The 15,340-nt window shown below is 50.0% G+C and carries 10 protein-coding genes; 3 read left to right on the forward strand and 7 right to left on the reverse strand.

The window, feature by feature from the left end:
* Positions 1-134: 134 nt before the first annotated feature.
* Entirely contained in the window at positions 135-2,474 is a 2,340-nt protein-coding gene (locus L6H70_RS18795; RefSeq protein ID WP_236335546.1) for a helix-turn-helix domain-containing protein, read from the forward strand.
* Between the two features lie 105 nt (positions 2,475-2,579).
* Here the strand turns inward: L6H70_RS18795 and L6H70_RS18800 are convergent, their stop codons facing one another.
* The 3 genes from L6H70_RS18800 to L6H70_RS18810 all read right to left on the reverse strand — a co-directional run bounded on the left by L6H70_RS18800 (position 2,580) and on the right by L6H70_RS18810 (position 5,803).
* Complete coding sequence (locus L6H70_RS18800; protein WP_236335547.1) at positions 2,580-3,296, reverse strand: hypothetical protein; 717 nt, start codon at positions 3,294-3,296, stop codon at positions 2,580-2,582.
* A gap of 147 nt (positions 3,297-3,443) precedes the next feature.
* Entirely contained in the window at positions 3,444-5,273 is a 1,830-nt protein-coding gene (locus L6H70_RS18805) for an APC family permease (protein ID WP_236335548.1), read from the reverse strand.
* Positions 5,274-5,386: 113 nt separating this feature from the next.
* Positions 5,387-5,803 (reverse strand): MarR family winged helix-turn-helix transcriptional regulator, encoded by a 417-nt coding sequence (locus L6H70_RS18810; protein WP_236335549.1) that lies wholly within the window; start codon positions 5,801-5,803, stop codon positions 5,387-5,389.
* Positions 5,804-5,940: 137 nt separating this feature from the next.
* Here L6H70_RS18810 and L6H70_RS18815 point away from each other — a divergent pair, with 137 nt between their 5' ends.
* Both L6H70_RS18815 and L6H70_RS18820 read left to right on the forward strand, forming a co-directional pair.
* Positions 5,941-6,414 (forward strand): DUF2798 domain-containing protein, encoded by a 474-nt coding sequence (locus L6H70_RS18815; RefSeq protein ID WP_236335550.1) that lies wholly within the window; start codon positions 5,941-5,943, stop codon positions 6,412-6,414.
* Between the two features lie 67 nt (positions 6,415-6,481).
* Positions 6,482-6,850 (forward strand): hypothetical protein, encoded by a 369-nt coding sequence (locus tag L6H70_RS18820; protein ID WP_236335551.1) that lies wholly within the window; start codon positions 6,482-6,484, stop codon positions 6,848-6,850.
* Between the two features lie 121 nt (positions 6,851-6,971).
* Here the strand turns inward: L6H70_RS18820 and L6H70_RS18825 are convergent, their stop codons facing one another.
* The 4 genes from L6H70_RS18825 to L6H70_RS18840 all read right to left on the reverse strand — a co-directional run bounded on the left by L6H70_RS18825 (position 6,972) and on the right by L6H70_RS18840 (position 15,296).
* On the reverse strand, positions 6,972-10,772 hold the full coding sequence (locus tag L6H70_RS18825; protein WP_236335552.1) for a GH32 C-terminal domain-containing protein: 3,801 nt from the start codon (positions 10,770-10,772) through the stop codon (positions 6,972-6,974).
* Between the two features lie 92 nt (positions 10,773-10,864).
* Positions 10,865-11,755, reverse strand: coding sequence for an ROK family protein (locus L6H70_RS18830; protein ID WP_236335553.1), 891 nt, complete (start codon positions 11,753-11,755; stop codon positions 10,865-10,867).
* Positions 11,756-11,773: 18 nt separating this feature from the next.
* A complete protein-coding gene (locus L6H70_RS18835) occupies positions 11,774-13,258 on the reverse strand; it encodes a glycoside hydrolase family 32 protein (RefSeq protein WP_236335554.1) in 1,485 nt (494 codons plus the stop codon).
* A 421-nt stretch (positions 13,259-13,679) separates the two neighbouring features.
* Positions 13,680-15,296: an ABC transporter substrate-binding protein gene (locus L6H70_RS18840; protein ID WP_236335556.1), complete on the reverse strand. Its 1,617-nt coding sequence runs from the start codon at positions 15,294-15,296 to the stop codon at positions 13,680-13,682.
* Positions 15,297-15,340 lie beyond the last annotated feature (44 nt).

Consider the following 15,340-nt stretch of genomic DNA (forward strand, 5'->3'; position numbering starts at 1 on the left):
TTGAATATTCTTCAAACTGTAGTCATTATTAGAGATAATGATTATTGCGGCACCAGATGATTATTGTTATTATCCTTCGTGATGCATACACTTAAAGCAGGCTGTTTCTACCTAAAGTAAAGGTGCTGAATCCAGTGAAACACTTAAGCTTCCTGAGTAAATTAACCTTATTCACCTTTGTAATCAGTACGCTTCCTGTGCTGTTCATCGGTTCTTTCTCTTACCTCACATCCTCCAGCGAAATTCAAAAAAATGTTAACAAAAGCAAAAAGGAACTCATTTTACAAATTAACTCAAATGTAGAGCATAAGCTGACTACTGTCAACCAGACCCTGAACCAGGTCGTTAATTCTTCTGTACTCAAAAAAGCTTTGAATAACCCGTTAAATGTAAACGATTTCATTTTATATAACGACCTGAGAAACGAAATCCGTAATATGCAGTCCTTTGACACGAAGCTGGAAGATGTGATTTTGCTGAATCAGCGGGAAAACTGGATGATCAAGAACTCCGGGCTCTACCGCCTGAATGAATACCAGAATTATGAGCAGCTAGCCAATCTGATGAATGTGCCCGACTCCACCTCCTGGGTATTGAACCCCTCTTCCCTGTTCTACAGCGAGGAGAGCATCAACGTTACCGGCTGTGATTACAGCATCAGTCTGATCAAGAAGCTGCCCACCTCCAAGCTGCAAAAATACGGTCTGGCCCTTGCCAATATCCCGGCCTGCAGCCTTCAGGATTTCATCAACTCTGAGATAGATCCGCTGGACAGTATTATTGTCCTCGATGAATCCGGCAGAATATTGCTGCACCCGGATAAGACGCTGATCGGCCAGCCTGCCGTTGCCAGCGGATTTACGGATTTCCCGCTCGTTTCCGGCAAAGTTAAGCCTACAGGACAATTCAAGACGGTCATCGGTAAACAGGATTACTCTGTTACTTATTTGCGCTCGCAGCTGAACGGCTGGACCTATCTGTCGGTAACCTCCATTGAAGGATTAACCAAGGAATCGGGCAAAATCGGGACCTACACAATCATTGTCTGTGCCATGATGCTGCTGCTGTCCATTCTGCTCGCCTGGCTCGGTTCCCGCCGCATGTACACTCCGATCGAGCGGCTGCTGAATCAGATGGGGCTGCGTAGACCGGGAGTCAAAGCAAAATTCACGGATGAGTTCCAGTCGATCGGCGAGCAGATGCATCATTTATTCCAGTCCAAATCGCAGCTCGAAAAGGAGCTGAACCAGCATCTCCGGCAGGTGCGCACCTTTTTCCTGACAAAAGCCTTTCAGGGCAATATCAGAAAGCGCGAGCTGCTTGAGGAGCTGGAACAATACGGCTACCAGCCCTTAGTTGAAGAATGGAGAACAATGGCCGTCATTACGCTTAGCATCGACTTCTCTGCTGAGAACAGCTATGACAAAAAGGATCTCCACCTGCTGCTGTTTGCCGCCCATAATATGATTGAAGAGCTCGTTCCGCCGGAAGGCAGACTTGCCCCGGTGATCATCGACCACGCTGTTGTCACGCTGATTGGAAGCACGGAAGATAACGCGGAATCTTTTCACCAGACACTGTATGCCTTGACGGAGAATCTGCAGCAGGAAATTAACAATTACCTGAAGCTGCAGGTCAGTATCGGTTTGAGTCTGCCTTTTCACAACATCGATAAACTGTCTATTGCCTATAAGGAAAGTCTCGAAGCCTTGAAATACCGGATCACACTCGGCAAAGGCATCATCATCCAGTATGAGAATATCAACTCCGGCAAGCATTATCTCAACTTAAACTATCCGACACATACTGAAAATGACCTGATGGATGCTATTAAACTGGCCGATACCGAAAAGGCGAAGGAGCTGCTGCATAAACTGTTTGCCTGTATTTTTAAGCTGGGGCTGTCACCGCAGGAATATCAGATTCCGCTGACCCGTCTGCTGGGCAATATTCTCATTATGATGCAGGAGTCGGGGATTAGCCTGAATCAGATCTATCATGCGAACGGTTCGTTATTCGAGGAGCTGACTGATCTGCATATTGTCGCCGAAATCGAGGACTGGTTCTGGAGTATCGTGATTCTGCCGATGATCAGGATTTTCCACAGCCGGCAAAATGCCCAGTACCATAACATTTCCGAGAAGATTATCGACATCGTGCAGCATGATTATGATAAGGATCTGACGCTGGAGGAATGCGCTTCACGCCTTCATTATAATGCCAACTATATCAGCAGTGTCTTCCGCAAGGAGACGCAGTATTATTTCAGTGAATATCTTGCGATGTACCGGTTCAAAATGGCCAAAAAATGGCTGGAGGAAACCGATATGCCGATTAAAGACATTGCTGCGAAGCTCAGATACAACAATTCACAGAATTTCATCCGCTCCTTCCGCAAGCAGGAAGGGATGACGCCTGGCCAATACCGTGACAACGCAAGCTCCCGGCCCAAAGCGGTACCGGATGATTACTGAGTATAGCTCATAACGCAAAGACCGCCGGTATGACAGCAGGAGCGCTGAGGCCGGCGGCTTGAAATGAGTTACTTCGGATGCGCTATGATAATAATGAAGATTACCTTACCTTTCAATAGCTTTGGGGTTACGCGGCTTCCTTGATCTTATAAACCAAATAATAGCAGCAGCGGCAAGCAGCACAACACCACCGCCCGCAATAGCGATGTTCTTGATATCAGGCACATATACCACCAGACGGAGCGGCTCGGAATCAGCCAGCGTAATACGCCAGGATAAGGTGTTGCCCTCTTGGGAGACTGCATTATTCGCTCCATATAAGTCATAAGGCAGCGTTAATTTAAAATTGACTGCCAGGCTCTGCATCAGCAGCCTTGCCAGTGATTTCGGCATATTCAGCTTCCCAAGGCCGTCCGCGATCTCGTCCGAATAGGCGTTCAGCTTCGGCCGGGCTTCAACATCATATTTGGTATACAGCCATCTGTCCGTTGTAACCACCTGCGTGTCCACAATGTCGATATTTCCCGCAGTCGCCTGCATATCCTCCAAGGAATCATACGTCTTCATAAACTGATAATTCGTGGATTTGCCGCTTTGGCTCTTATGCAATTGAATGTCTGCAGCCGCAAGCCGGGTTACCAGTACTTCCTCCAGCTTCCCTCCGATTAGCGACTCTGTGCGGGCATCCAGCAGAATACTGAAGGCGAGGTCTAGACTCCCGTCCTTCTTCACCGTCATATGCGCTGTACCGCTGGCACAGCCGGCCAGGAGAAGCAATGTGGACAGGATTAGCATGGCTAAACATAATCTTATCCTTTTCAATCTCATCCCTCCAGTTGCTTCATTTCTCTTTTCATTATACATAATTTACGGAGCCTTTGATTTTGCGGATCAGCGGACACCGAACATAACAAAGACCGCAAGCCACCGGTAATCCCGGATGCCTGCGGTCGTTTGACTATACAGCGTTTATTTTTTCAAATGATAGGGAACTGTAGTAATAATTACATTTCTCCGGTACAGCAGATGGGCCCGGATCAGCAGGCTGGACTGGTTATGGAGAATGTTATGCCAGCCCTTCTTGGGAATGAACTGCGGTACGATTACAGTCACCTGATAATTGGACTCACTTGCCTTGCGCTGAACCGTATCGATAAACTTGGTCAGCGGATGGATGATGCTGCGGTAAGGTGAATACAGCGTCACGAGCCTGATCTCGGGGTGGAACTTCTTCCACTTCTCTTCAAATATATTCTCATCATCCCGTTCAAACGGGACATGGACGGCAATAATCTGATCGGCGGACAATGATTGCGCATAGCGTAGCGAGTTCTCCACCACATGGGTAATCCCGGCAACTGGCAGGATGATAATATTGCCTTCAATCGCCAGAGGCTCTTCTTCACAGGTTGAAATCCGCAGCTGGTCAGCCACTGCCTCGTAATGCTTGCGGATCCGGTAAAAGAGCAGGATGATCAGCGGCAGGAAAACCAGCACCGGCCACACCTGCGGGAATTTAGTCAGGAAGAACATAATAGTAACGATGAAGCTGATTAATGCGCCAGTCGTGTTGATAATCAGCTTGCTGACCCAGCCTTCCGGCTTCTGGCGGATCCATTTAATCATCATGCCGGTCTGGGACAGCGTAAAGGGAATGAACACCCCCACCGCATACAGCGGAATCAGATGCTCAGTGCGTCCTTCGAAGGCGATGATCAGAATAATGGAGAGGATTCCAAGGCTGAGTATACCGTTTGAATACCCTAGCCGGTCACCGCGGACCGTGAACATTCTCGGGATAAATTTATCCTTAGCCAGATTAACCGCCAGCAGCGGAAATGCGGAATACCCCGTATTCGCCGCCAGAATCAGAATCAGAGCCGTGGTCCCTTGGACAAAGAAATACATGAAGTTCCGTCCAAAAACCTGTTCAGCAATCTCTGAAACGACGGTAACCTTTTCATTCGGCGTTATTCCATAATAGTATGCCAAGAACACAATTCCTGAAAATAAAAAAGCCAGCAGTACACCCATGGCAGCGAGCGTTTTGGCCGCATTGTTCGGCGCCGGTGCCTTGAAGTTGGGAATGGCGTTGGAAATTGCCTCGACCCCGGTCAAGGCCGAGCTGCCCGACGAGAACGCTTTTAGCAGCAGAAACAGGCTGATCCCTGCTACCGGTGTGCCTATAGGGGTATGAAGATCTGAAGGTACATCTCCGGACATAATCCGGAACAGCCCCATTCCAAGCATTACAAAGATTGCAAGCACAAACAGATACACCGGGTAGGCCAGGAATGACGCAGACTCCGTCACTCCCCGTAAATTCAGGGTCGTTATCAGCAGAACAAATATGACGGCGATAATGACATTGTACGAATGCAGGCTGGGAAAAGCGGAAGTAATCGCATCCGTACCCGCAGATACACTTACGGCAACCGTTAATATATAGTCCACGAGCAGTGAGCCTCCGGCCACCAGACCGGGATATTTGCCCAGATTCTCTTTGGACACAACGTAAGCTCCCCCGCCATGAGGGTAAGCAAAAATAATTTGCCGGTAGGATAAAATCAGGGCCGTCAGCAGTACAAGAACTCCAATGGCTATAGGAATCGAATACCAGAACGCAGCCGTGCTGAGCGTAATCAGAACCAGCAGAATCTGCTCAGGACCATAAGCAACCGAGGATAATGCATCTGATGATAGAATGGCTAGCGCTTTTGTTTTGTTTAGTTTCTGGTCGCCCAATTGATCTGATTTCAGCGGCCGTCCAATCAGGAATCTTTTTACCGAAATCATCATCTGCCTCACCCGACTTTTTTTAAAGTTATATTACCCAGAAAAGTATTGATTAAATTCAATCCATAATATACATTTCACCAGGCGATTGCGCAACAGATTTAATTTGGGGCAACTTAAAGCCAGTCCTCGGTAAGCAGCTGTTTCAGCAGCTGCACCTGCTCCGCGCCGATCCGCGCAGCTATCTCCTGCTCAATCCCCTGCTTGATCTCCAGCATCCTCCGGCACACTTCGGTTCCTTTTGACGTCAGAACGATATATTTATCACGGCTGTTCCCTTCCACCTGAACGGTCTCCACATAGCCCTCGTCCAGCAGCACATTGATCGTTTTTTGTGCTCCCTGGCGGGAAATACTGATTTGCCGGCTGATTTCGGAGATGGACAGTCTGCCGTACAGCTCCAGCTTCGCCAGAATATGTGTTTCAGTGTGATTCAGCGGATCACCGCTTCGTCCGGTTACCTGTTCCCGTAGAACCTTATGCTTCTCACTAACCAGGTCAATCAGATTTAAATCGCGGATATACTCCTTCATAATAAAGGCCCTCCAGTAATGGGATACGGATTCAGTTTGAAGGAATGCTTTCACTTTTGTCAACTCGGTTGACAATATTTCATCCTCCTGATACTATGAGTGAAGCTTAACAACTTAACTTTAAGGGAGTTTGAACGATGGGTAAAAATAAAAAAGAAGCACTGATTTTCACCAGTATGATGTGCTTTTTAATGGTCGTCGGAATGAGCTTTTATAACGTAATTCTATTCAACGGTGCAACCAATAGAGTATTCCTTGAAGTTGCCGCCGGACTGCTTCCGGCACTGATTGTTGCCTTATTCCTGGACATTGTTGTCATCAGCAAAATCGCCAAAGGGCTGGCCTTCAAGCTGGTTAAGCCTTCCGATCCGATGATCAAAAAAGTGCTGACCATTTCCGTCTTTATGGTTTGCGGTATGGTTATCTGCATGTCCCTATATGGCACACTAGCACACTACGGATTCGGAGACAACTTCCTCCGTCACTATCTGTCTACCCTCGGATTTAATTTCATCTGTGCCCTACCGCTGCAGCTGCTGGTGGTTGGACCCCTGACCCGCTTCCTGTTCACCAGAATTTTTCCGGTGAACACTGCGGTGCAAAGCGCATAAGCATTGCTTGATCCTGCAGATTCCTGGGTAATAATGGATACAATCTGCCAGGAAAGGATGTTGTGCCGTGCTTACCAAAAAGGATGGTATCTCACTCTTCGTTCTAGTCGCAGCTCTTGTACTCATTAATATATTCGGCTCATCCCTGGATTCGCTGATGTGGGACAAATTCACTTTGCTCGTCAACTGTTTTCTGGCCCAAGGCGTGTTCATCACGCTGTTGAATCTGTTCAGGCCAAGTGTTAACCGTAAACCGTCCATCGGTCTGATCCTGCTGTCACTGCTTACCGGGCTCATCGCTCTCGTGATTATTATCGCTTCCGAGATGAGTCTGCTGAATCAGATTTTACTCACTTTTCTCCAGGCCATGGTTACCTACGCCGAATCCCTGCTGCTGCGCAAGGAGCTTAAGGGAGAGGATGGGCGGCAGATTTAAGTTCTATATCCATCGCAAAAATAAACAGTCCCGTGTGCATTAGATCTGCACCGGGACTGTTTGTCGGATTACAATAAATACTTCTGCTGTACAGAATTCATATTCAAAACTTCGGAGAAATCTAGAAATCCAGAGACCATTTCTGAGCGTCAGCACCGGGTTGAACGGCCGCCAGGGTCAGGCTCAATCCGTCCTCAGAGACAGCCAGCGCCAGATGATTATGAACAGAGAGGATGGCCGCTGAGCCGTCCATATTCTTTTGGATGATCCAGCGCTGGTTGTTGTAACCTAAGTAGGAATAGAGTTGGATTACGTTCCGCTCCGTGTTCAGATCAAGAGCCTGGCCGGAAGCCGTACGGATGGAGTACGAGCCTGCTTCATCGCCCGTCGGCACGAACGTCCACTTTTGATCTGTCGCTTCATGAGTATCGCTGACCGTGACGGGTTCACCATTTACCTGGTTAGCCGTATACAGGGCTTTCCGGAATCCTTCGTTTACCACGCTTGAGGTTATCAGGTTCGCCGGAACCGCTCCGCTTATATTTACGTTCTGAAAAGAAGCAGCCCCCCCGAATACATGCAGTCCAAAATGGCCTGCCGCAAAGGTTCCGTCCTGCACATCCATGATTCGCTCTCCTCCCAGGTACACTGCAATATGCGGTCCCTCCGCTTGTATCTTTAAACGATACGTCCGGTCTGGAAGAATAAAGGCTGGAACCTTGGCCAACACCTGCCGTTCTTCAAAACGCCCATTTATTTTGTAGAACAGACGGACCGACTTCATATTCGGGTCCAGATTGAGGTAATAACCGCTGCGCCCGTCCGGGCTTGCCCGGAACAGGAGGGAGCCCGCTCCTCCGGCCGTGCCGAGCTTCATCTCAGCTTCATAAGTGAAATCCCCCGCCTGCTCCCCGGCAATATAATTCGCATCGCCACCGGTGTAATTCCCGCGGATGCCATCTTCACTGAGCAGCCATGAAGCCACGGACCGATCTTGGGTCCAACCGCTGAGGTTGGTACGGAACTCCCCTCCGGAGACATTCACTCGAACACTTGCAGATATCTTTCCATTTGGTGTGGATACTGAAATGACGGCTGCCCCAACTTTTAGCGCATCAATCACCGCCTGGGAATGTTCTGCAGCCTTAATGTTGACGGCTTCCGGATTGCTGGACTTCCATTTCAGCGGCTCTGTACCGATGCCGGGTCCATTTTCCAGGACCGCCTGCAGCGTTTCAATATGCCCTACACCCAGTTCACGGTTACGGGTATCCATGACAATCCGGGGGGAGAGAACCGGCTCAGAATTCCAAACCGACGCCAGTTTATACACTTTCAAGGAGACCATCTTCACATTGCCGCCCTTGGTATAGAAGCTCATCCCCCGGCTGGCCGGGTCCGGAAAAATGACATCCGAGAACACGGACTTCCCGCCATTCACAAACACCTCTACCGAAGATTCATCCACCAGAATGCGCAGTTTGATCCGGCCGCTCTCCGTTAATGCCTGCGTTTCATGTCTGGTACTGAACAGGCTGGAGAAATCGGTTATTCCCGAAAGAGAGCGGTCCACAAATACCGTGCTCACGCCCGGCTTGTAGCCCACAACCGTCTTCTGGGCGGCACCCTCACGCAAGTTAAATCCGAATTCCGATACACTGCTGCCGGCGGGAATCTCCACCTCAGCTTCGATTTCGTAGGCACCGGAAGTCATGCCTTTCAGCAGATTTTGCGAAGAGGGACTGATATCCTTGTTAGACGCCGAATAAAGGGCGCTGCGCAGCGATTCCAGCTCTTTGACCGGACTCTGGGCAAGCCGTATCCCGTCGCTCGTCTTCACCAGGGTCACTTCTCTCGGGATCGTCAATTCCCCCTTCCAGCCCAGTGTCGGAAAGGCAAACGGATAATCCCAGTTCGACATCCAGGCCAGCATCACTCTGCGTCCATCCTGCATGTCAGAGAAGGACATGGAGGCATAGAACTCTTTTCCAAAATCGGTTCTCAGCACGGTTCCAGCCGGATTATCATTCACGAATTTTCCTTCAGCCGTCAGACTCCCCACGAAATATTCCGCATCCGAACCGCCCGTTGCCTGATTCGCACCCGTACTGATCATGAGTACCCATTTCTTCTCTGCCGTCCCCTGAACCGTAAGCGGGAACAGGTCAGGACATTCCCACACACCGCCGCGGACATAAGTGCCATAACCCCAATTGTCGGTCAACGTCCAGTCGAGCAGATTCGTTGAGGTAAAAAACCGGATATGATCGCCGCCCGATACAACCATGACCCAGCGGTTATTCCCCTCATCACGCACTACCTTAGGATCACGGAAATCCCAGCCTCCAGGGTCCTCTCCGCTTCTTCCGGGGTTCTCAATAACAATAGGACGATCCTTGGCATATGCCCACGTACGCCCCTGATCCTTGCTGTAAGCCAGACCAATCCGCTGGTTGCCATTAAAGGCATCCGGATTAAAGGAAGTATAGTAGGCGATAAGCCCCTGGCCGCCCGAATCCGTGAACAGGCCTGAGGCATTATTCAAATCCGCTACAGCCGATCCGGACCAGACATGCCCGTAATCATTCCAGGGAAGGGCGATAGGAAGACGCTTCCAATTCAGCATATCTTTGCTGACTGCGTGAGCCCATGTACCTCCATCCTGATGGAAGAGATGATACTCTCCGGCAAAATAGACCAACCCGTTCGGATCACTCACAGAACCGCGCATCGGCGTGTAATGATACTGCGGCCGGTATTTTTCATTATTATAGCTGGAAGCTTCTGTAACATAGGTGTTCTGAAAATAGGCGGTCCCGCTGTTTACAACAAGCCCTGCATTCCCATTTGTGTACGAACTATCCGTAACATCAATGGCCGCCGGAGTATATCCATCCACAAAAATTTGGATTCTTTCCCCCTTCGCCTGGACTTCTACCGCATGCTTTGCCCCCGCCCGGCTCGGATAAGTACGTGCTGAGCTTGCGATGACCTTGCCGTTTGCTTGGGTTAGACGGACGCGAAGCTGATCGCCCTCCTTCACAAGAGAAGCTTCATATCCGCTTAATCCGTCAGCAGAGGAGCGGAAGGCGAGGCCTGCAGTCCCATCGTCAGGAAATGAAATCTGTCCCTCGTACACCAGATCAGCAGCCGGCTTGTTATAGATCAGCAGCGCCTTGCTCTGATTGGCAGAGATCCCTTTTTTACCGCTGAGATCAGGCTGCCACTGACCTGTACTTGCCAGCACTGTCTCCAGGTTCCCCTTCAGATCACTTACGGTTATGTTCTGGAACAACGCAGCCCCATCCCAGACTTGCAGCCCGAGCTGCCCGGAGTGATAAGCGCTGTCCTCCATATCAATCACAGGCTTATATTGATTTCCCCAATATACCCTTAGTGAGGAGCCCTCTGCCTTCACCTTAAGATGATAGATTTCACCCTGGACTAAAGGAACCTGGCGCTCCTCCTTCAGTCTGCCTTCCCCACCGTCCGCGTCCCGTAAACGGATTATGCCGGCCTGAGGTATGATTTGCAGCATGTATGCCTGCTGTCCATCCTTACTTGAACGGAATAGCAGCGTAGCGTCAGGCTCTCCCTCCTTAATCATTACGTCAGCTTCATAGATAAAATCATCCGCAGTGGTCTGCGATAACGCCAGTACATTTTCCTGCGGGTCCGATGTCAGCAGTAGCCCTTCCGCTGTGTTCTCCATCCTGCCTTTTCCGGCTACATACCATCCCGTCAGGTTGCTGTTTAGATTGGTAGCGGTTTCAGAAATAGATATTCCCTCCTTTTTTTCTTTGGCGAACGCCTCATCTGCAGCCAGGGCCCGGTCTGTCTCACGATTAACTGTAATCATCGAAGTCACCAAGATTCCCGCAGTGAGCAGAAGGCTTAGTGTGAATTTTGCTTTCCGGTTCATCCTTTTCCCTCTTTTCCTGTAAATGATTAGTCCTTTTGAAGAAAAAGGCCGGCTTGCTGCATCTGCATAACCGGCCGGCCTTATCTGTTTTTTTATATAGAAGAAACCTTATTGCTTATCGCTGATAGTCCCAAGGCCAGAGCGCCGCATAATCCCGCCTGCTGGCCAAGCCCCGGTGCAACAATGTACTCCTCCATGTGATCCAGAATCGAATTAGAACTGACATATCCGTTCAGATTCCGGCGTACGGCCTCCCGGATGAGGGGAAACAGCTGCGGCTGCTGCATCACACCGCCGCCCAATATTATTTTCTGCGGAGAAAGAAGTAAAATAGTATCAGTCAAAGCTCCTGCAATATAGAAGGCCTCCATCTCCCATGCCTGATGATCCTCCGGAAGCTCATGCCCCTTTTTCCCCCATCTGGCTTCAATCGCAGGACCCGCCGCCATTCCTTCGAGACAATCCCCGTGATAAGGACAGATACCGGCAAAATCATCTTCCGGATGGCGCCTCGTCAGCACATGCCCGCCCTCAGGATGTACAAGACCATGGACTAACCGGCCTTCTGCATATACCCCGACACCAATCCCCGTGCCTACGGTAATGTACAAGCAATTGGACATACCCTGAGCAGCCCCCCATTTGACCTCACCATATACAGCTGCGTTAACATCCGTATCCCAGCCGAACGGAACAGGGAAGACTTGCTTTAGAGTCCCGAGCAGATTATAATTCGCCCATCCCGGTTTAGGTGTTGTTGTCACGTAGCCGTAAGTCGGACTGCCATGAGCGATGTCGATCGGACCAAATGATCCAATGCCGATGGCTTCTACTTCTTTACCTTGAAAATAATCAATCACTTTGGGCATCGTCTGATCCGGATGTCCGGTCGGGAAGCTGATCTGATCCTCAATCCGCCCGCTTTCATCACCAATCCCGCAGACAAATTTCGTTCCGCCTGCCTCAATTGCTCCTATGCGCATGTAAGTTCCTCCTCCCGGTTACTGGTTGCTGCCGTCTGCAGCAGATGAGGCCAGCTCATAGATATCCAGCGAAAGGAATACATCCTCTTCATGCTCTGCAAAAGCAGCAAGACTGGCGGATTCAGGCTCAGGGAAAATCAGATCCGTAATGACTGCCTGCCCCCCGCCTGCAAACATCTCAACCGAGGAACGATCCACATAAATACACAGCTCATTGGCAGCATCCGATGCCGCAAGCTTTGCAGAATGCAGCCCCGGGAACAACTCATGGAAGTCACTCTTCCCGGAAGCTGTGCGATCTATATACAGCTCTTCCGTTTGCGCGTTTATCCCGGCAACGGTCTGCTGCTTGGCACCTGCCTTTACCCGGAAGCCGGCAGACGTACCAGGTGTGAGCTTCGCCTCAATAACGTAAGCATCCAGCTGAAGGCTGGCACAAGCCGCATTGATCTCTTGTACTGAAACATTGGTAAGGGACAGAACCGGGATACGCGCTGCTTCCAGCTCTTTAACAGGCTTTTGAATGAGTGTCGCTTCCCCGTTTCTCGTTTCCAGCGTAAGCTCTCGGGGAATGGTCATCGAACCACGGAATCCTTCCGTCGGTGTCTGCTGAGCATACATCCAGTTGCTCATCCAGCCGATAAACAAGCGTCTTCCGTCTTCCTCAGGAAGATCGGACCAGCTCACTCCGGCATAATTATCCCTGCCGTAATCCACCCAGCGGATGCTCCGGGATGCTTCGTCAGGAGTGAATACCGCTCCGTCGAAATCACCTGTGAAATACTGCGTTCTCGAGCCTTCCTCAAAGGCCGGATCTGCGCCGATGCTCACGAGCATCACCCATTTGGTGTTATCCTTATCTCCATCTACAGCGAGCGGGAATAGGTCCGGGCACTCCCATACCCCGTCATGCGAACCGATCCCGGCTCCGAATTCGCTGGCAAAGGTCCAGTGAATCAGATCAGGCGAGTGATACAGGCATACCGTCTGGCCGCAAGCCACGATCATCACCCACCGGCTCTGCTGTTTATCCCAGAACACCTTGGGATCACGGAAATCAATGAAGCTATCATGCTCAAGCACCGGATTTCCGGCGTATTTCGTCCACGTTCTGCCGTTATCCTTGCTGTACGCAATACTTTGGTACTGTACCGGAGGCTCTCCTTCCGGCCTATTCAGGTGGTGCGTGAAGATTGCAACCAGCCCCGGCTTATCCTCAAAAAATCCCGTTGTATTCTTCCAGTCAACAACGGCACTGCCCGAGAAGATCATGCCCAGTTCATCTGGTTCCAGTGCAATCGGCATCTCCTCCCAAGCTACCAGATCCCTGCTCACCGCATGGCCCCAATGCATCTCTCCCATAGTCATTCCATCGGGGTGATGTTGGAAGAACAGATGGTATTCGCCCTCAAAATAGACCAGCCCGTTCGGATCATTCATCCAATTTTGCTGAGGTGAAAAATGATAGACACCCCGGTAGTTTTGTTTAGTTATCGCTGACATTATGATTTCTCCTTTACTCCTGGATAGATTGAACCGGGAAGTTTAGAGCAAAGGTCAGTCGCAGCTGCGGGGAATGTTTGGACTTCCGGCTGCTGACAGGATTGGACTTAGAGTGAACTTGTGATTTTTATTTCCGGGAATGGTGTGACTACAGAGAATGTTTGGACTTTCGGCCGCTGTTGTCTGCAGATTTCTTGATTTAACCGCTATTAGCGGTGGAAATCCGCAGACAAAGGCGGACGCTATCGCTCCTACAGTTCCAAAATTCCCCTCCGCCACTTTTCCCCTATTTCTGTTTTTCAAGTTCAATCAATGTGACCTATCCTTCCGATGCCGGCTTTCAGTTCCAAGCTTTCCCTCCGCCGCTTCGCTCCCTTTCCTCAAGACTCCAGTTCAATCTATAATATTTTTTATATTTATATTATTTTTGCGTTGCTCTGTCGTAGCCGCCCTGCTTGATCTTCAGCCATTCCTGCAGGCCCAGGCGGTCCAGCTCCTTGAGATAATCATTCCACTCTGCATCGATTTTGCCGTTCTGGTACCATTCGGTGCGCATTCTAAGCACATAGGCGAACAGGTCGGTTTCAATGGTCGTCAGGCGGTCCAACTCGTCAATGGAGTGGAATACGCTCGGCATGACGTTCTCAGCCTTCATTTTTGGAGCCATGATGTTCTTGATGATATCCATTCTGCCCTTGGCATCATCCGGCATGGTTGTATATTTATTATAGTAGGAATCCAGAATTGCCAGCGGTCCGCCGATGCTTGTTTTCTCGCGCAGCTCAACCGGAGCCGTACCATCCAGCGGCAAATGCTTCAGCATGCCCTTGGCTTCATCAAATTCGAAGATGTTCTGCTGGGTATCATCCCCGTAGGTTCCCCAGTTGTTCTGGACAGACTGGATTGGGTCATACAGCTGATCCACCCACTTCGCTGTGGTTTCCAGGTTTTTATTCGCGCTGGTCACGACCATTTTGCCGCGTCCAAGACCGAGACCGTTCGTACGGGTTACGTTGATTTCACCGTCCGGTCCAGCCAGCGGCGGCATAACTTCATAAGCATCGTTCGCTCCTGAGATGTTCGCTTTATCCCAGGAGAAATAGAGGCCGTACTTCTGATCCTTCCCCTTGGCCAGGTAAGTACTCCAGTCTTGGGTATACGCTTCGATATCAATGAGGCCTTCTGTATACAGCTCGTGGATATACGATACCGCATTTTTATAGTCTTCTTGCGCAGCCGTAAAGATCACCTTGCCGTCATTGCTTACAACCGCATGGTCAGGGTTCTCACCAAGTCCGAAAGAACCAAACAGGAAGGCTAAGTCCTCCGCTCCCGGCTTATTAATGAAGGACAGAGGGATTTCATCAGCCTGACCGTTGCCGTTCGGATCCTTTGTCTTGAAGGCAATGAGCACCTGCTTCAATTCTTCCGTCGTTGTCGGCATCTTGAGGCCCAGCTTCTTCAGCCATTCCACGTTGATCCAAGGCATACTGTCCACCGCCTGGATTCTTTCTTTGCCGTTCCCAAGCTCTTCGATCCAAGGAAACGCGTAGATGTTGCCGTCAGGCGCCGTAATCATGCTTTTGTATTCAGGGGCTTCTTCCAGCACTTTTTTAAAGTTAGGCATATTCTTCTCGATCAGATCATTCAGCGGAATGATGGTGCCGTCCTTGGCAAGCTTCAGCAGCTCATAGTCACTGTAGTCGGCATTAAAAATCGCATCCGGAAGATCGCCGCTGGCGACGGCCAGATTTCTTTTTTCCACAAACACATCTCTGGTGAAGTTTTTCCAGTTGATATGCACATTCGTTTTTTCTTCGAGACGTTTATTGATCAGCTTGTCATTCGGGTCGGACGGGGCCAGCGGGGAGCTTTGGGTAATGAAGTTCAGGGTCACTTTCCCGTTTGGATCCTGTTTTTCACTGGCAGCGTTACCTCCCCCGCCCCCGCCGCCGCATGCGGCAAGGAACATGAAGGAAGCAAGGACTGAGGCAGAAGCTGCTTTTGACAAAACCTTTGATCTTTTTGATCTTTTCATCGGATATGACCTCCAAAGTAATAATGAATGAAGAACCTTATCTA

It is taken from the genome of Paenibacillus auburnensis (assembly GCF_927798115.1).
Taxonomy (GTDB): domain Bacteria; phylum Bacillota; class Bacilli; order Paenibacillales; family Paenibacillaceae; genus Paenibacillus_AQ; species Paenibacillus_AQ auburnensis.